Source organism: Bacillus sp. FJAT-45066, from assembly GCF_002335755.1.
Classification (GTDB): Bacteria; Bacillota; Bacilli; order Bacillales; family Bacillaceae_I; genus Bacillus_CD; species Bacillus_CD alkalisoli.
Map to the genome: position 1 here is coordinate 2,139,156 of NZ_NISQ01000001.1, position 18,285 is coordinate 2,157,440.

The 18,285-nt window shown below is 35.3% G+C and carries 19 protein-coding genes; 10 read left to right on the top strand and 9 right to left on the bottom strand.

Annotated features, from left to right (window positions below):
* Positions 1-6 precede the first annotated feature (6 nt).
* Both CDZ92_RS10860 and CDZ92_RS10865 read right to left on the bottom strand, forming a co-directional pair.
* Positions 7-1,257, bottom strand: coding sequence for an ABC transporter permease (locus CDZ92_RS10860; RefSeq protein WP_096155259.1), 1,251 nt, complete (start codon positions 1,255-1,257; stop codon positions 7-9).
* Entirely contained in the window at positions 1,250-2,149 is a 900-nt protein-coding gene (locus tag CDZ92_RS10865; RefSeq protein ID WP_096155260.1) for an ABC transporter ATP-binding protein, read from the bottom strand. Before CDZ92_RS10865 ends, CDZ92_RS10860 begins: the two co-directional genes overlap by 8 nt.
* Before the next feature lie 143 nt (positions 2,150-2,292).
* Here CDZ92_RS10865 and CDZ92_RS10870 point away from each other — a divergent pair, with 143 nt between their 5' ends.
* Complete coding sequence (locus tag CDZ92_RS10870) at positions 2,293-2,478, top strand: YhzD family protein (RefSeq protein ID WP_096155261.1); 186 nt, start codon at positions 2,293-2,295, stop codon at positions 2,476-2,478.
* Positions 2,479-2,875: 397 nt separating this feature from the next.
* Here CDZ92_RS10870 and CDZ92_RS10875 read toward each other — a convergent pair whose 3' ends face one another.
* Both CDZ92_RS10875 and CDZ92_RS10880 read right to left on the bottom strand, forming a co-directional pair.
* Positions 2,876-3,259 (bottom strand): hypothetical protein, encoded by a 384-nt coding sequence (locus CDZ92_RS10875; RefSeq protein ID WP_096155262.1) that lies wholly within the window; start codon positions 3,257-3,259, stop codon positions 2,876-2,878.
* Positions 3,260-3,293: 34 nt separating this feature from the next.
* Entirely contained in the window at positions 3,294-4,070 is a 777-nt protein-coding gene (locus CDZ92_RS10880; RefSeq protein ID WP_227521521.1) for an enoyl-CoA hydratase, read from the bottom strand.
* Positions 4,071-4,391: 321 nt separating this feature from the next.
* Here CDZ92_RS10880 and CDZ92_RS10885 point away from each other — a divergent pair, with 321 nt between their 5' ends.
* A complete protein-coding gene (locus tag CDZ92_RS10885) occupies positions 4,392-4,574 on the top strand; it encodes a hypothetical protein (protein ID WP_096155263.1) in 183 nt (60 codons plus the stop codon).
* 35 nt (positions 4,575-4,609) lie between these two features.
* Here the strand turns inward: CDZ92_RS10885 and CDZ92_RS10890 are convergent, their stop codons facing one another.
* From CDZ92_RS10890 to CDZ92_RS10905, 4 genes are all read right to left on the bottom strand, one after another.
* Positions 4,610-6,118 (bottom strand): coproporphyrinogen III oxidase, encoded by a 1,509-nt coding sequence (locus CDZ92_RS10890; RefSeq protein WP_096155264.1) that lies wholly within the window; start codon positions 6,116-6,118, stop codon positions 4,610-4,612.
* Between the two features lie 564 nt (positions 6,119-6,682).
* The gene (locus CDZ92_RS10895) at positions 6,683-7,540 is read right to left on the bottom strand and encodes a Cof-type HAD-IIB family hydrolase (protein ID WP_096155265.1); all 858 of its coding nucleotides are present in this window, start codon (positions 7,538-7,540) and stop codon (positions 6,683-6,685) included.
* Between the two features lie 374 nt (positions 7,541-7,914).
* Positions 7,915-8,268 (bottom strand): YlbF family regulator, encoded by a 354-nt coding sequence (locus CDZ92_RS10900; protein WP_406564900.1) that lies wholly within the window; start codon positions 8,266-8,268, stop codon positions 7,915-7,917.
* Between the two features lie 116 nt (positions 8,269-8,384).
* Positions 8,385-9,518 (bottom strand): DUF445 domain-containing protein, encoded by a 1,134-nt coding sequence (locus CDZ92_RS10905; protein WP_096155267.1) that lies wholly within the window; start codon positions 9,516-9,518, stop codon positions 8,385-8,387.
* Between the two features lie 140 nt (positions 9,519-9,658).
* On the opposite strand from CDZ92_RS10905, the gene CDZ92_RS10910 reads away from it, so the two are divergent.
* The 8 genes from CDZ92_RS10910 to CDZ92_RS10945 all read left to right on the top strand — a co-directional run bounded on the left by CDZ92_RS10910 (position 9,659) and on the right by CDZ92_RS10945 (position 17,824).
* Positions 9,659-11,044 carry a YheC/YheD family endospore coat-associated protein gene (locus CDZ92_RS10910; protein WP_096155268.1) on the top strand — a complete coding sequence of 462 codons (1,386 nt, stop codon included), beginning with the start codon at positions 9,659-9,661 and terminating at the stop codon, positions 11,042-11,044.
* Between the two features lie 29 nt (positions 11,045-11,073).
* Positions 11,074-12,162: a YheC/YheD family endospore coat-associated protein gene (locus CDZ92_RS10915; RefSeq protein WP_096155269.1), complete on the top strand. Its 1,089-nt coding sequence runs from the start codon at positions 11,074-11,076 to the stop codon at positions 12,160-12,162.
* A 248-nt stretch (positions 12,163-12,410) separates the two neighbouring features.
* Positions 12,411-13,772: a YheC/YheD family endospore coat-associated protein gene (locus CDZ92_RS10920; RefSeq protein WP_096155270.1), complete on the top strand. Its 1,362-nt coding sequence runs from the start codon at positions 12,411-12,413 to the stop codon at positions 13,770-13,772.
* Positions 13,769-14,986, top strand: a complete 1,218-nt coding sequence (locus CDZ92_RS10925) for a YheC/YheD family protein (RefSeq protein WP_096155271.1) — start codon at positions 13,769-13,771, stop codon at positions 14,984-14,986. Before CDZ92_RS10920 ends, CDZ92_RS10925 begins: the two co-directional genes overlap by 4 nt.
* 26 nt (positions 14,987-15,012) lie before the next feature.
* On the top strand, positions 15,013-15,225 hold the full coding sequence (locus CDZ92_RS10930) for a DUF5342 family protein (RefSeq protein WP_096155272.1): 213 nt from the start codon (positions 15,013-15,015) through the stop codon (positions 15,223-15,225).
* Between the two features lie 131 nt (positions 15,226-15,356).
* Complete coding sequence (locus CDZ92_RS10935) at positions 15,357-15,545, top strand: hypothetical protein (RefSeq protein WP_096155273.1); 189 nt, start codon at positions 15,357-15,359, stop codon at positions 15,543-15,545.
* A gap of 125 nt (positions 15,546-15,670) precedes the next feature.
* Positions 15,671-16,606 carry a PucR family transcriptional regulator gene (locus tag CDZ92_RS10940; protein WP_096155274.1) on the top strand — a complete coding sequence of 312 codons (936 nt, stop codon included), beginning with the start codon at positions 15,671-15,673 and terminating at the stop codon, positions 16,604-16,606.
* Between the two features lie 114 nt (positions 16,607-16,720).
* Positions 16,721-17,824: an ABC transporter ATP-binding protein gene (locus tag CDZ92_RS10945; protein WP_096155275.1), complete on the top strand. Its 1,104-nt coding sequence runs from the start codon at positions 16,721-16,723 to the stop codon at positions 17,822-17,824.
* 119 nt (positions 17,825-17,943) lie between these two features.
* Here CDZ92_RS10945 and CDZ92_RS10950 read toward each other — a convergent pair whose 3' ends face one another.
* Positions 17,944-18,186, bottom strand: a complete 243-nt coding sequence (locus CDZ92_RS10950; RefSeq protein WP_096155276.1) for a hypothetical protein — start codon at positions 18,184-18,186, stop codon at positions 17,944-17,946.
* Between the last annotated feature and the right edge of the window lie 99 nt (positions 18,187-18,285).

Sequence of the window (18,285 nt, forward strand, 5' to 3'; positions counted from 1 at the left end):
AATCTGTTAGTCTTTTTTGGTTAGTTGCAATGCTTTTTTAATGTCTTTAAAGGATGAGGATTTTCCGTACATTAATACTCCACCACGATACACTTTTGATCCGAACATTGCTAATAAAATAATCGTACCAACTAAAATACCAATGGACAACCCAATTTCCCAAAACGGAAGGTTTAGCATACCTACTCGTAAAAACATTATCATTGGAGAGAAAAACGGAATAAAGGACATCACTTGAATAAATGAATTATCTGGATTATTTAATCCGAACATTGCAATCATAAAAGCTGCAACAATTAGTATGGTCATCGGTGCAATCATTTGTTGAATATCTTCAATTCTACTAACTAATGAACCCAAAAATGCTGCTAATGTCGCAAATAAGAAGTATCCTAATAGGAAGAAGATGATGGCATACACGAAAGTGGAAACAGCTAAGTCACCAACTCCAAAGTATTCAAACACTCCTCCTGTCATATCTTGTAAGTTTCTATTTAATGAGAAATAACCAATAACAAACCATAATAAAAGTTGGGTAATACTTAATAAAGCAATACCTAATATTTTCCCAAACATATGCTTAATAGGAGATGCCGAGGAAATCAGTATTTCCATTACACGTGACGTTTTTTCCGTTGCCACTTCTGTTGCAATCATACTTGAATACATGATAACGGAGAAATACATAACAAATAGTAATACGTAAACAATGCCTCTAGCTTGGTTTAGTTCTTCTGCTGATTTTGCAGATTCTTCTAACGGTACAACTTCAAATGGTACTGGGGCATATAATGTGGCAATTTGCTCTTGCGTTAACCCAATTTTAGCAGTAGCAAGCTCCACCTTTACTTGTTGAAGTGCCTGTTCTATTCTAAAAATTGTTCCATGGTCGGAAATGGATCTAGCTTTAAACGTACCGACTGGTAATCCTTCTTGATCCTCATCGATGATCAAAACTCCATCGTACGTTCCTTCTAGCACTTTTTCTTCAACACTACTTGGATCGCCATCTATTTTCTCAAAATTAACCCTCTGTTCTTCACCTTGGAATTGTGCTTCTAACTGGGTATAAAAAGAACCGTCATTATCTAAGACAGCGATTAGTTTTTCATCGTTTCGTTCGAATGTTTCAAGGATCGTTTGCATATTTGTTAATCCGATAATAAGTAATGCTGTTATGGCTGTTGATATAAGAAATGACTTGGACCTTAGCTTACTCATATATGTTTGCATAACAATAATGAAAAACTTATTCATAGGAGTCACCTACTTTTTCAATAAAGATATCATTTAACGAAGGCTCTTCTAATTGGAACTTTCGAACAAAGCCTTTACCTTGTAAGCTCTCAAACACCCTTTGGGAGATCTTTTCATCCTCTACTTGCAATTTTATACCTTCTACTGTTTTCTTTGCTCTTACAACACCAGAGAACGTTTCTAAATAAGAAAGATCTATATCAGCATGGATGGTAACATTCTTCTTTCCAAATGAACGCTTTATATCTCGTAAATTACCATGAACAACTGGACTACCATGATGCATAATACATAAATGTTCACAAAGCTCTTCTACATGTTCCATTCGATGACTAGAAAACACAATAGAAGTTCCTTCATTTTTTAAGTCCGTCACAGCATCTTTCAGTAATTCAACATTTAATGGGTCCAATCCACTGAACGGTTCGTCTAAGATTAATAGCTTTGGTTTATGAATAGTAGACGCGATAAATTGAATTTTTTGTTGGTTACCTTTGGAGAGTTCCTCCACTTTTTTGTTCGCGTATTCTGGTACTTTAAATCTTTCTAACCAGTAATCCATTTGTTTCAAAATATCTGCTTTTTGCATTCCTCTTAATCTACCTAAGTAAATTAATTGGTCCTTAACTGTAAGTTTTGGATAAAGTCCTCTTTCTTCTGGCAAATATCCGACTAAATGACTTTCATTATATGTAATTTTATTTTCTGCCCACGTAATTTTTCCTGCCGTTGGTTCTAAAAGTCCAAGCACCATTCGGAACGTTGTTGTTTTACCAGCTCCGTTCGCACCTAGAAATCCAAACATCTCACTTTCTGGTATTTCAATAGATAAGTTGTTCACAGCAGTATGTGCCCCGAACTTTTTCGTGACCTGTTGCAATTTTAATGCCATTATATTGTACCTCCTTATAGGTCTGCCTATAATTATACGATTCTTGTGGCATAAAGTTCCATATATATATAAAACTTTAACATTTTCTTTATAAGTAGTATGATAGTAGTAAATGAATGACTATTCATAAGGGGATGATCGAAGTGGGAAAATATACGTTAACGGTTTTCAGCAAAGATGGAGAAAAGCTATTAGACGAGAGCTTTGAAGCTTCTTCAGAAAAAGAAGCGAAAGAACTTGGGGAAAAACGATTAGGGGAATTGAAGTATTTAGAAACAACACACCGTTGCACAAACTCTAGCGGAAAGTTAGTATTATTTCATCGATAAAGAAGAGGATGGGTCAAAACTGTGTTAACTAATTAGAAATCCGAACATTACCCATGAAAATCCGAGGGATATGTCGGATTTTTTCTCGTTTCCAAAAATGAAAATGTACATTTTTATACTTTCCGACAGATGATTGGAGCGCAAGCCGAAGACTCCTGCGGGAAAGCGTGTAAGTGAGACCCCACAGGCGCTCGTGCCGAGGAGTAGGTTTTTCACGACAGTGAAAATAACCTACCTTTTTACCGCCCGCGGAAAGCGAAGGCTTGCGCTCCAATCATTTGCTGCATACAAAATGTAATTATCCATTGGTAATCCATTACATATAATCGTTCGTCTTTGGAGTGAGAAAATTTGTTCTATCCCAACCTCTTTATTTTTTTAGGATTATGCTGATTATCTAATGTTTCTTTTGAAACTCTCGCCACTCATCCACATATTTAGGGTTCGTTACTTCTAATTCTTTTGTAATAACTATCTGATTTTTTATGTCATATAGTACTTTATAGATCCCAAACGGCTCTTCGTTTCTTACTAAAAAGCATTCAAAGTTAACTAAGCCACCTGGAGAAATAACAGACGTAATTATGGTTTTGTTTTCATCTACAAAGTCAGCAAGTTCAGGGGCAAACTTCTCAAAATTCATATCAAGATAATTAATCATTTCTAATCTTCGGGCTTCTAGTACATTTTTGTTTGAGTTCGTTACAACAATATATGTAACAGAACTCCCCAACAAAATTAGAAATAATAGAGTAATAATAACCGATGTATTTCTATTCATTTTCTCTCCCCTTAAAAGGTTGCGTTACTATTATTTATTCTCCATTAAAATTCGGAACCCTTTTTTCTAAAAAAGCTCTGATACCTTCTTGATGATCATTTGTTTGGCGCATTCTGCTCTGGCCACTCTTTTCTAATTGCAGTACAGTTTTAAGCTCAGTTGAGGAAGCTTGCGTGTAGATTGACTTCGTTTCAATCATTGCTTGTAATGGAGAAGACTTTAATTGTTGTAGTTTACTCAATATTGCTTGCTCTAGTTTTTCTTCTACGATGTCCACTAAACCAAGATTTTTTGCTTCTGATCCAGTAACGGTTTTCCCTTCCCAGATGAGGTGTTTGGCCATGATTTCTCCTAATCTATTCTTTAAAAAGAAATGACCTGCACCATCAGGAATGAGACCAATTTTTATAAAATTCATTGCTATTTTCGTAGAAGGTTGAGCGTACACGTAGTCACTTGCTAGCGCTAAACTTAAGCCTAGTCCAGCTGCTGCTCCGTGAAGGGCACTAATCGTTATTTTCGGTAAAGTGTATAATGTTAAAACGATGTTCGTAATGGAGTTCATAACTGTTTCAAAAAGTTTAGGGTCATCTTGTAACATCATTTTAATATCACCACCCGCACTAAAAACAGGTCCGTTACCTTTTAATAAAAGAATTTTCGCCTTACTTTCTTTAATTTCTTCCATCACGCTATTGAGTTCTATTAACATCTCTACATTCATTGCATTGTGACTTTCTGGACGATTTAGAGTCAATGTAATGACACCATTTACTTCTTCTAACTGGATAGTTTTATATGTATTCTTCACTTTGCATCCCCCCTTCTGTTTGATCAACACAAAAATGAATTATAATTCATTTTATTATAACATGGTAAAAAGTAGAAAAATAGTTTTATTTACGTTAACATTACTGTATTAGAGTGTATAATTAGATTAGTTGAATCAATTTCATAATTACTGTTCGTTTAGTGAAAAACGAATGTTCCGTTTATTATATAATTAAATTACGTTCGATATAAACGTAAATTATATGAAAGAATAGGTTTAATATTCGTTTTTCGTTTAGTAATTGTACATTATGAAACTCACTCAGTTCATAATACTTTATAGGTAAGGAGCAACCATACAATGTTAAAAAAAGTAATTATATATGCTCTAATCTTCTTTTTTGCTTTCTATGTTTTATCATACATATCGAGTGGTACTGAATATGACAATGTATATGTACTTGTGATAGGACTAGTTTCTGTTTTCTTTTTAGTGGATTTTTTAGGTCGGTATTTGAAGAAGAACAACAATGAGGAAAAATGATCCCGCTGAAAATAATTCCAGCGGGATTTTTTTGGCTATTTAGAGAAAAGCTCTTCCATTATCTTTATTTTCTCATCTGTGTAATGTAAATATCCATCATTGTATGACTTAGGGTCTTTTGGATTCGCAAAACGTTGAATTTTGCCTGTATTAGGGTCGACAAATTTACTAGATGCCCCACATCCTAGTCCAATGATCGACTGCTTTTCTTCCATGATCATGATGTTGTAAATACTGTCTTGACCTGGCAGTGCATAGCCAACGTTTTCTAAGTTGCCTAATATATTCTTTTGGCGATACAAGTAATATGGTACATATCCGTGGTCGTTCGTCCATTCTGTTGCCATATCCATCATTTTACTAATTTCTTCACGGTCTGCTACTTTGTATTTCTGCTTATTTTTTGTCATTTCTGAAGCACGTTTAAACGATAATGTATGAACAGTTAGTGATTCTGGCATTAATTTTTCCGTTTCGTTTAACGTATGTTGGAATTCAGGCACACCTTCACCTGGTAACCCAATAATTAAGTCCATATTAATGTTATTCATATTCATTTCTCTAGCTAAGTGGAATTTATCAATAGTTTCTTCAACCGTATGATGGCGTCCAATCGCTTTTAATGTTTCTTGAATATAAGATTGCGGATTAATACTAATACGATCAATGTTCCATTTTTGTAGAACTTTCAATTTTTCTGGTGTGATTGTATCAGGACGACCTGCCTCTACGGTTACTTCACGTACTTTTTCCATATTAGGGAAAGCCTTGTACATTTGCTCATACAACATGTCCATTTCCTCTGCTGTAATACTTGTAGGTGTACCACCACCGTAATATACTGTTGTAATTTTGATCCCTTTTTCTCTTAACCAGTTACCTACTACTTCAATTTCATGGTGTAATCCACCTAAGAAAGAGTCAACTTTTCCTTGTTTCCCGTTTATTGCATAAGCAGGAAACGTACAGTAAGCGCACTTTGTTGGACAAAATGGAATCCCGATGTAAATACTAACTTCTTTTCCTAAATCATAAAGGTCAGGCACAACGGAAAGCTGACGATCTACGATTTGTTGCATTAATTGAATCTTTTCATCACTTATCAAATATTCTTCTTTTAATAATTTATGGACATCTTCTTTCTTTTCACCTTTTTGTAATTTGGAGTGTAAAAGCTTTGTTGGACGGATTCCAGTAAGAATTCCCCATTTTTGAATGATGCCAGTATAGTCTTGTAATAATGTTAAAAATACATGAAAAACTGTATATTTAACTTGTTTAAAGCGTTCTTTATCATCATTAAATAAAGTAAGGTCTTTTTGGTGTGTACTCTTAAATATTTGACCATGACCATTTACCTCAAGCAATCCTGATACTACACACATCAATTCTGTCTCGTTTAGATTTATGGAAAAAACTAGATTGTAGTCTTCTTCATTTGTTGAAGATAATGATACTTCACTTTCTTCAAAGAATAAGTTAGAAATAAGTTCGAGTGGGCGTTGAAATCTATCATCTTGTAGCCCTTGTATATTTATCTTCAAAACAATCACCTTTCGTTTATAAACTTCTTTCAGTTTACAAAATAACGGGCTTTTATTCAATGTTGGGGTAGTTTTACCAGTGAACATGTTATTTGTCTGATTTGTTATTTTAGAAAGGTTTTGTTAAAGACCGCTGTTGATTTCCGCGCAAGTCTCCGCTTTCCGCGGGCGTGTCTAGGTCAAGCGGCTAGCTCCTCTAGGATAAGCCATGGCCATCCTGAGGGAAAAATGCCCCCTCATACTGCCCTTGTCTTATCCTTTTCGGAGCTGAACGAGCCGCTTTTACTTTTCGAAATGGCTGGAGCCTCCTCGGCTTCGCCTGTGGGGTCTCCAGGCCCCCGCTACTCCCGCAGGACAAGGAATGCTCCGGAGCGATACATCGCACGAAGAAAATGCGTATGCATTTTCGAGGAGTCTCCGACTTGCGCGGAAGTCAACTGCTAGTTAAGTAACAAAAATCAACACTAACATTTAACATAGCCTTTAGAATAAACTACCTATTTTAAATTGAACCATAACAAAAAGTCTGCCACCAAAAAGCTAGCAGACTCCATTATGAACCTATTAAACCTTAAAACTCTTTAAAAATGCTAATCTTTGTTGCTTTCGGAAATGTTCTTTTATCATATAAGCAACACCTTGCTCATCATTTGAACGTGTGATCCAATCTGCTGCACTTTTTACTTTAGGAGGTGCATTCCACATTGCCACTCCAAGGCCGACAACGTCTAACAATGGAATGTCATCTTCTGCATCGCCTATATAAACCATTTCATTCCATGAGATCTTCAACACTTCGCCTAATGTTTGTAAGCCATCAAATTTCGTACCACCTGCAGGTAAAATCTCTATTTTTTTATCGTGATTCATAAGTGCAATATCATCAAATGCAACTGTTAATGTATTATATACTGCCTTTTGTTCTTCCTCACTATTAAAATATACTTCTATCTTTGGTGGCGCGATAGGGTTATCTGTTAAAGTATCACCTAACGATTCTACAAATTGAACTGGGTAAATGAGAGGGTCATTCGAACCGAGCACTGCTCTAGACATTAAATTGTTTGCACCACGTAGGCGGTTACCGATCGAGTAACGCTCATGCATTAATCTAACTGTGCAATCAAAGTTTTCTAAAACTTGCACTAGGTTGAACGTTTTTTCTTCTGTGATTCTTTTTACATGCAAAGCCTGTTCTTGCTTCGAAGCGATAAATGAACCGCCGTGCGTTACGAGAAAGGAATCAAGCTTTAGTGCTTTTGCTACTTTTTGAGCAGAGTAAAAATTCCTTCCCGTAACAAGGGTAACGTATATTCCCTTATTTTTTACATATTCTACTGCTTCTTTTGTTTCTTTTGCCAATTTACCATTGGACTTTAATAATGTCTTGTCAATATTAATAGCCAATAAGCGATATATCATGGAGGTGCCTCCTTAAATCTAGGTTGTTTGTACTTATTTTTATGAGTATGAAAAAATAGGAGGGAATAGAACATTGGACAAGTTTAGAGGATGACTATTTTTGTTAGGAAATGTTTCATAACATGAAAGATGAAAAGGCTAGTATGTACTTTAGATGTTTTATTATAATTAAGTTGATGATAGCACGAGATGCTCGCTTTCCGCGGGTGGTCTCGGGAGCCTCCTCGGCCTGATGGGCCTGTGGGGTCTCCCTTGACACACTCTCCCGCAGGAGTCTCGCATCTCGTGCTATCATCAACTGTTAGTTCCCAATTCTATAGTAAAAACGAGCCAATTAGCATCATATGCTTCATTGGCTCGTTTCATTTACGTAATTAGTTTCCTTCAACGTTGCTGTATAACTCTTCTAATGGCTTCATGATGATTTTGTTAAGTTCCCCAACCATCATGCTCATGCCTTGCTCCGCTTCCATAAGCTTTGCAATTTTTTCGTTTTGTTGAACAAGTTGAACTGTTTGTTGCGCCTGCTCCACTTCTTCTTGTGTAATTTCTTGACCTGACATTTGTTTTTGTTGAAGCGACAGTTGAATGTTGCGGAAGTTTTCAAACATTGTTTTTGTTGACTCGTCTGCAAAAACTTCTTCGTAATATTTCTTTAAGTTTGTGAATTCCTCACTCGTGCGGATTGCTTTTTCTAATTCGTTTGCTACGTTATATACGTTAGACAATACATTCAGTCCTTCCATTTTGCCCTAAAAGGCATGATAGTGAACAGTATAACAAACCAAATCTTCTCATTCAAACGATAACCATTATGACAGCTACGTCAACTAGCTAACTATACCTATAGCATAAATACCATTAACCCTTGAACAAAGCCAATCATTCCACCTAGTAAAGCACCTAAATACGTAATCATTTTTAACTCTCTACTTGAGACAGATAATACAATTTGCTCTAACTTTGGAAGAGAAAATGATTCCACTTGTTCTTTCACAATTTGTTCTAATTGTAGCTTAGATAATAAATTTTCTAGTTGATTTAACAAGATTGTCGTCCCACTATCGACCACTGTAGGCAATACATTATGTAACAAGGGTTGTTTAATTGGCTGCGTTACTTCAGAAATAGACTTGTTTAACTGTTTATCCAGGTCTACCATTTTTTCTAACAACTGAATGCCCGAATTTACTAAAGCCTGTTTCGATAATTTTGCCTCTACTTCTGCTACCGTTAAAGCTTTCACTTTATTCCATTCGGTAAGAAGAACTTTTTGTAATACATCTTTTGTTCCATCATGTTTCAAAAATTTTATAACTTCTGGCTGTACTTTATCGGCGAGACTATAATTACCTAGAAACATTTGCACCATATTTCCAAGCATCCCCCGTGTTTGGATAAAGTCTTGTATCATTTTAGATAGTTGAGCTTTTCCTTGCTCGCTTTCAAAGTAGTCCGTCCCTTTTTGTAAAATGTATTCTGATACTTGAGGGATATGTTCTTCCATTTTATTTAGGAGTTCTTCAGGGATAATACTTTCAATCGGCAGATCTCCAAATTCCTTCAGAGCTGTTTCATATTTCTTTTGTAACCAATCATTCGCATTTTCTTGAAGCATTTGTTTTGGATTTTCTACTCCAAAGCTCTGAAATGTTTCCTTAACCGTTTTTTCTGATGACAAAAATGTCTCCGTTTGTTTCATCATCCATTGAAGAATTTCTTGCTGAAAACCTTTTTGAATGAGACGGCGCTTCATACTTTCAGCCGTTAGTAAATGTTCCATGACTAGCTTCCCTAACTGAATTGCAAGTTCATCTCGTCTTTTTGGTATTAATCCAGGTGTAAATGGCAATCTTCTTTTTCCTATATAAATTGGATTATATGGGCGAAAAAGCATGCGAATGGCTAATGAGTTTGTTAATCCCCCAATAAATGCGCCGATAGAAATCATCATTAAAAACAATAAAAACGTGTTCATGTACCGATATACCTCTTTTCTTATAACATTTTACTTTGTTTATTTTCACCGATTTTCAAGAAGTACATAAAATAACTGTACAAAAGGGCTTAAGCCTATACGTTTAGACTTTTCTTACTTCTAAAAAACGAGGGACTTTCATGAAATTTTATAGAGCCACTATTATTCCAACGGAACCAAAAAGTAACAACCCGACGATACGATTAAGCAAAAAATTAGCGAAAAAGTTACAAATACCGTTAGATTCACCCATCATCGTCATTCAGTGTAGTCGCGTAAAAATAACGGCTTTTCTAGAAATTATAAAGGTTGATAACCCTTATGTAAAAGTGGACCGTTCCATCCTTCAATCATTATTTTTAGCCGATGAAGAGGACAGAGATTTATTAGTAAGCTTTCAACCGAATCTCAATACATTAGTAATTGGTCCCGTTATTGGCCTGCTAACAGAAATAAAGGAAGAGCCCCCAATACATTTAAAGTCTATTGAATATTTTAGCAGAGAACTAGCTATTTTTGCAGACGAAATTGGCGTGATTTTTTATGTTTTTACTTTAAAAGAGTATATTCATGGCGGCAATACTTTTCTCGATGGATATATTCTCTCAGACAACAAAACTTGGTTAAAGCGATCTGTCCCATTTCCGAATGTGATTCACAATAGATTGCACGTTAGAAAAAATGAACAGAACATAAGCTTTATTTCTTTTATAGAAGAACTACAAAAGCATAACATCCCTATTTTTAATGAGCATTTTTTAAACAAATGGGAAGTTCATTCTCACTTATTACAAGCCGATCATTTACACCCTTTTCTTCCCACTTCAATGGAGTATTCTTTTGAGAATGTCAAAAATCTATTAGAAAAAACGAACACACTATTTATTAAACCAATGAATGGAAGTCAAGGAAAGCAAATTTTTAAAATTACTCGCGCTGAGGATGGGGATAATTGGGAACTTTCCTATTCGTCCCTACAGCGTAATGTTACAGCTAAGTATGAACATATACATGATATTGTCTCCCGACTGCAGCCATATACAAAAAAAAGAAACTTTATTGTTCAAACAGGAATCGATTTAATCGAGTTAGAAGGTCGACCCGTGGATTTTCGTTTTTTATGTCATAGGAGAGAAAATGACACTTGGCAAGTTACTTCCGCTGTTGCTAGAGTTTCTAAAGCTGGACAGTTCGTTTCAAACCTAGCACAAGGCGGAGAAATGCTAACAGTCCAACAAGCGCTAGTTCAACTGTTTGATAAAAAAGAAGCAAAACATCTACAAAAAGCGATGCGTTCTATCGCACTTGATGTTTGTAATGAGATTAGTTCCATTTCTGATGGTATTTTTGCGGAGCTTGGCATAGATATTACAGTGGATAAAAGTGGCCAGCCGTGGCTAATTGAAGTAAATACAAAGCCTTCCAAAAATATGGATCCACGCTCTGAGAATGAATCTGTTCGACCATCTGCTAAAGCTATTATTTTATATTGCTTATATTTAATGAGCAAAGCGGATGAGACATAATTCATCACATTCGAAAAAGGAGTGAGTGAATGACCATTACACTAGGCATTCTTACATTTTCTAATCCGACGAAAAGCTCGTACATGACGAACATTGCCATTCACAGCATAAAATACGACGTTCAAGTCTATTCATTTTCCCCAGCAAAAATATTTTTAGGGAAAAACGAAGTGTTTGGTTACTTATTTTGTAGAGAGACTCGTTCTTGGAAAAAAAGTCAGTTCCCACTTCCTTCTTTTATTTATGATCGCCTATATTATCCATCGTCTTTACAAAGCAAATCTTATATTGAAAAAATAACCTGGTTGAAAAACAATCGGAATATTACGTTTCTAGGTTGTGGTTTACCGAATAAGTGGGATGTCATTCAACAGCTACATTCAGATGAGGAGCTTCAACCATATTTTTTACCGACAAGGAGTTACACCATTTCAACGTTTAAAAAGATGGTTTCTATGTATAAAGAAGTCATTTTAAAGCCTATAAACGGATCACAAGGTTTTGGGATTATAAAAGCGAAGCAATCTAGTCATGATGGATTGGATTGTATGGAAGTGACGAGAGATGGTGAACGACACTTTACATTTCATACACTTCAAAAATTTAATAAGTGGATACAGTCGAAAGAAACAAATTTCATTATACAACCGTTTCTGTCATTACTAACGGCTAAAAAGGAACCATTTGATTTAAGAATTCTTCTTCAGAAAGGATCAGACGGTGAGTGGCTAGAACGTTTCAAAGCGATCAGACATGGCCGTGTTGGTAAAATCACAGCAAATCTTGCTACTGGAGGAGAAATTGTAACATACAAAGAATGGATAAAAAAATTCTCCACCATTGAACAAATAGCCCTTGAAGAAACTATTTCCTACCTTGTTGAAACTCTAGTTAATACACTCGATAAAAAATTTCATCCTCTTTTTGAGATAGGTCTTGATTTAGCAATAGATTGTAACTTAAAACCGTGGATTTTAGATATTAACTCCAAACCTGGGCATAAAATGATAGAAATAACAGCAAGTGAACAAATAAAACAACAAACGTACGAAGCTCCAGCACGTTATAGTGTTTTCTTGAAAAATAAGTCTGTGAAAAATGTAAGTGTTGATTTCTGATACTTTTCTAGCAGTTGATTTCCGCGCAAGTCGGAGACTCCTCGAAAATGCATACGCATTTTCTTCGTGCGATGTATCGCTCCGGAGCATTCCTTGTCCTGCGGGAGTAGCGGGGGACTGGAGACCCCACAGGCGAAGCCGAGGAGGCTCCAGCCACGCCCGCGGAAAGCGGAGACTTGCGCGGAAATCAACAGCGGTCTTTAACAGAGCCATAAGTAAAGAGTGGACAGAAACGGAGTGAAAAGTTGATGCGAGCGCAAATACAATTAAAATATAAGGAAGATGTAAAAGGTAATGGAATTACTTTACCTACTGATTTCGAGAAATACTCCATCCATTCGGTCGCGTTCGGTACATTGGAATACCCAGTGACCGTAAATTACCATGCGAAATCGTGTATATATGTCAATCAAGAACTGTATGAAAAACTTATGATACCTTTTGAAGGAAATATTCATTACTTCATTCATAATGGTGCTATTCATCTTGGACCATTAATCGGGATTTTTACAGCTGGATTCACAAGTTCCATGTTAAGGCCGATTGGTGAGAGATCCTTATTCTTTTCTAAATTACTTTCCATGGAAAAGAAAGTTGGCGCATATGCTTTTATTTTTGGAGCGAATCATATTAACTGGGAAGATGGTACAATTGAAGGCTTTATGTTTACAGAAAAAGGTTGGTGCAAAAAACAGTTTCCATTTCCACATGTCGTGTATGATCGTCTTCCAAACCGTCGGACAGAACAGCATCGTCTCTTGAAGGAAACTAGAGAAAAGATGCAAAAACAATATATGATTCCGTGGTATAATCCTGGATTTTTTAACAAGTGGGAAATACATCAAAAATTAACGTTAGAAGAAAATTTATCTAGATTCTTACCAGAAACGTATAATAACATGTCCATTACTTTATTAGAAGAATTACTTTCTAAATATCCTTTTCTCTATTTAAAGCCATCAAGCGGGAGTTTAGGACTTGGTGTTTTCAAAATCATATACAACAAAGAAGAAGAACAATATTATTGTCGCTATAAAGATGATGAGCAGAAAAATAGATTACAACGTTTTACTTCATTAGAAAAAATGTTAGGTTATGTGTTAAAAAACAGAGATATAAAAAGTTATATTGTTCAACAAGGAATTCCATTAATAAAAGTAGATGAATCAACGGTGGATTTTCGTGTTCACACGAATAAAGATGACAATGGAAAATGGCATGTTAGTGCGATGGCAGCAAAACTAAGTGGAAAAGGCAGTGTAACGACCCATGCGAACAACGGTGGAGTTGTTCGAACATTGGAAGAGATTTTTACTAGAAGCGAAGAAGCAACTTCAATAAAAGAGAAATTGACTCAAAGTGCCTTGATGTTAAGTGAAGCCATTGATCGTCATTTACCAGGATTTATTGGGGAGATTGGATTTGATTTTGGAATCGATAATAAAGTAGGAAACGTTTGGCTTTTTGAAGCTAATTCCAAACCTGGCAGGGCAATCTTTTATCATCCAAAATTAAGAAAAGAAGATTTTCTCACTCGAAAACTTTCCATAGAATATGCCATTTATTTAACAGAAAAATCTTTAGAGAATCCCGAGGAAATTTTTCTATGAAAGTAACTATTTATTATGATTGGCAGAGTCAAACATGGGTTCAGGTTGAAAAGGACCTTCCCTCCCTTTCTTTTGGAGAAAGGGAGGATATTACTGTTGTTAGCAGGAGAAAGAAAACATTTCTCCCTTTTACAGTTTCTGTAGCAAATGGAAATATTGTCGGTCCTGTTGTTGGTATAATGGTGAACAAAAGTGAAGGTCAAAGTTTTTCTGGAAACATAAAACTGTTAGAGAGATTACAAAAAGAGTTGTTTCGTATTGGTGGGTTTTCAGTAGTTGTGACAGAAGAATTTTTTGAAAACAATTTCACTCAGCAAGGTTACTGTTATCATCCTCAATATGAAAAATGGGTAAAGTTGAAGGTTCCTCCTCTCCAAGTTCTTTACAACCGAATGTATAAAGAAGGTAACATAAGTAAGGTGATGGAATGGTGTAAGGAAAAGGATATTACCTTTTTTAATTTAAATTACTTTGACAAGTTTAGTACGTTTTTGTGTTTGAGAGAAAACCAACACCTTTTACCATACCTCCCTTCTACTTCTTTGCTAACAGAGCAAAACTTTTACGAACTTCTTTCAACATATAAATCCGTTTACATAAAAAAACGGTTAAGTGCAAAAGGAAAAGGGATTTTTTCATTATCCCTTTATGGGAGTACTATTATACTTAAAACGATATCGAAAACCATTATGTTTCCTACTATGGAAAAAGCATTTAATTTTCTTCAGAAAGAATTGAAATTGGATGAATATATCATTCAACAAACAATTGAAACACTTAAAATGGATGATAGAAAATTCGACTTAAGAATTCTTGCACATTTTATAAACGGAAAACATGAAATTTCAGGGGTTGGTGTAAGAATTGCTTGTGGCCAACAAGTTACAACTCACGTGCCAAATGGCGGGGAAATTGGCTACATTCAACAACTACCTATCGAAATAAATGTTGATAAACTCCGTAAATTAATTTCGAACGTTGGAGCCGATTTATCAACTTATGAGCGATCTTTAATTGGGGAGTTCTCAGCAGACATTGGTGTAAGATCGGATGGAAGCTTTTGCTTATTTGAAATAAATGCTAAGCCTATGGATTTTGATGAAGTCGATATAAAAAAGGCAGGAACAGAAAATTTAATTAAAGTTTTTTATGATAACGCCAAATTTTTCAAGAAGGAAAGTAGCTTAGTGAAGGCGAAACATATTACAAACTAACATTCCTATTTTAAGGAGGAAGCATCATGATCACTCACTTTCAATTTGAACCATTGTATCCAAATAAACAACTTCCTGGCTGGAAAATATCTTTTTTCTTCCAAGGTAAAACTGTTCGTGCTAAATACTTAAAAAATGGTGATATAGAATGGCAAGGCGATTATACCTTTTCACCTGAAGCCGAAGTTCAAATCCGATCGCAAATCCATGAACTAATGTTGTTTCATGTGTATGAATAAGTAATAATAATTTAATTTTGATCATCAATATAGAAATCCCAATATAATGATAATGCATCAGATACTTTACGAAAAAATTGAATCATGAACTATTTCCTTCCTGTGCATACTATTTGCAGGAGGGATTTTTCTTGAAAAATGATAAAAAACAACAACCAACGAACGATGTTACTTACGAAGGTAGAGATCAATATTATATGGACATCGACCGCATGATCAACGAGGGAATGGCAGGCGGAACAGTCTTTGAAAGAGAAGAATACACAAACATTGAAGAAGCACGCGAACTAATCAAAGAAGACAAACCAAACGAGAACTAATATTACAAAAGGATTAAAAGTGCCAGGCACTTGTAACATTCCTGTTACAAATGCCTGGCATTTGTTTTTTCTTATATGTTTAGAACCTGTTATAATAGTGGAAATGCTATTTTGTGTGAGGGATTATGATGATAGAAGGTTTAAGGAAAATATTTAAAGATCAAGTAGTAATAGCAGAATCCCCTAGTAACTTTTTAAAGTTTGAGTGGTTTGAAAGCTCATCAAGTGAATATATCGGTATTGTTCGGGATGCACTTAAAGATAGAGATGTCATTTGGTTAAATACATTTTTAACTCGCATTGAACATGATGAAACACAAATGTCTGAAATAGAGAATTGGTGGTATCAATTCCTTTTTAATAATGAAGTGGACTTGAATGTCGACATGTTAGCGCAAGAGTTATTTTATCAAGAAAATGATTCTTTTCGTTTTGTACAGTTTCATTATACGAAGGCTTTTTCTCAAGCTGCGGAGTGGAAAGAAGCCATACAATCATTCTTTGAAGAATCAACGATCGAGATTATATGGCAAGATGACGTTTCGGGCGTTATTATCGAAAAGCAATCGACAGTACAAGAGCCAAATACATATACAGATATAATTGAAATGACAGCAGCGGACTTCTATGCGGATGTAAAATTGTTTATCGGCTCTTATCATCCATTTACGAATAAACTTCCTCAGCTTTTTCAATGGGAGACTAAATGCTTTTCCATTGCTCAAAAATTCGAATCGAAGACAAAACATATACGGTTGGAAAAAGCGATACCATATGTAATGATTCACGAACTAAGCAAAGCAACCGTAAATGAAATGAAGCAGTCTTTTTTAACTTCTTTTCCAGAAGAAAAAGAACTTCTTATTAGTGTCAAAACGTTTATCGAAAATAACTTAAATGTTTCATTAACTGCAAAAAAATTATATATGCATCGAAACAGTTTACAATATAGAATCGATAAATTCGTAGAACGAACAGGCATCGATATTAGAAACTTTCAAGGGGCATTTGTAGCCTACTTAGCAATACTTTTAGTTGAATATGAAAAAGAAGTTGGGTAACTTGCACAAACAAGTTACTCTTTTTTTGTGCATGTTGTACATTGTCCTATTAAAGCGCTTTCGGTAGACTAAGAAGTAAGAAAAGAAAACGATTACAAAAGGAGGCCTTTTAAAATGGCTGAACTAAAATTACAAAATATTTATAAAGTTTATGAAGGTGATGTAACCGCTGTTGAAGATTTCAACTTACACATTAAAGATAAAGAGTTTATTGTATTCGTTGGTCCATCAGGTTGTGGGAAATCTACAACTTTACGTATGATTGCTGGACTTGAGGAAATTTCTAAAGGTGACTTTGAAATTGATGGAAAGCGTATGAATGACGTTGCTCCTAAAGACCGCGATATCGCGATGGTATTCCAAAACTATGCACTATACCCTCACATGAGCGTATATGATAACATGGCATTTGGATTAAAATTACGTAAAACTCCAAAAGAAGAAATCGATCGTCGTGTAAAAGAAGCGGCAGCAATCTTAGGATTAGAACAATACTTAGAACGTAAACCAAAAGCATTATCTGGTGGTCAACGTCAGCGTGTTGCTTTAGGTCGTGCGATCGTTCGTGATGCAAAAGTATTCTTAATGGATGAGCCTTTATCTAACCTTGATGCTAAATTACGTGTACAAATGCGTGCCGAAATTTCTAAATTACATCAACGTTTAAAAACTACTACAATTTACGTAACACATGACCAAACAGAAGCTATGACAATGGCTACACGTCTTGTTGTTATGAAAGATGGTATTATTCAACAAGTTGGTTCACCTAAAGAAGTATACGAAAATCCTGAAAACATCTTTGTAGGCGGATTCATCGGTTCTCCAGCAATGAACTTCTTCAATGGTAAATTAGAAGATGGTTCTTTCCTTCTAGGAGAGCAAAAAATTTCCATCCCTGAAGGAAAAATGAAAATGTTACGTGACAACGGTTATGTTGGTAAAGAAATCGTACTTGGAATTCGTCCTGAAGATTTCCACGATGAGCCAGTATTCATCGAGTCTTCTGCTGGAACGAAAATTACTGCGAAAATCGAAGTAGCAGAATTACTAGGTGCAGAGTCCATGCTTTACTCACAAATCGCTGGTCAAGAGTTTGTTGCTCGTGTAGACTCTCGTACAGACGTGAAACCTGAAATGAACATCGACTTAGCGATTGATATGAATAAAGCTCACTTCTTCGACTTAGAAACAGAATTGCGTATTCGTAATAAATAGTGATTAGTGGCTAGTTACTAGTGGTTAGCTCATATCATATCAAAACCCCAAAGAATCTAAATTCTTCGGGGTTTTTTATATTTTCATTATTTACTTTCTTTCCTAACCACTATTCACTATTATTCCTTAACCGTATATATCGTCTCTTTTTTACAAACCGGACAATTAAATAGATGTAAGCAATCACTGTTCTCGTAAGAATTCATATCCCCATCTACAAGTTTTAGAACGTCAATATCCATGTACGCACTATAGTCATCTAAAAAGTCTGTTACCTTTCCTACTTCCTCTAAAACACTACCGCATTGTGTACAAGTTTGTTGTGTTGCATCAAATCCGTTGCAAAGTGGACACATCCCCATGACTATCCCTCCGATGTTATGTACTATCATTATTTTCCCTTTCACCTTCATTCTTATCCTTTTTGAAATTCCCACTATTTACCTTAGTTTTTTTGAATA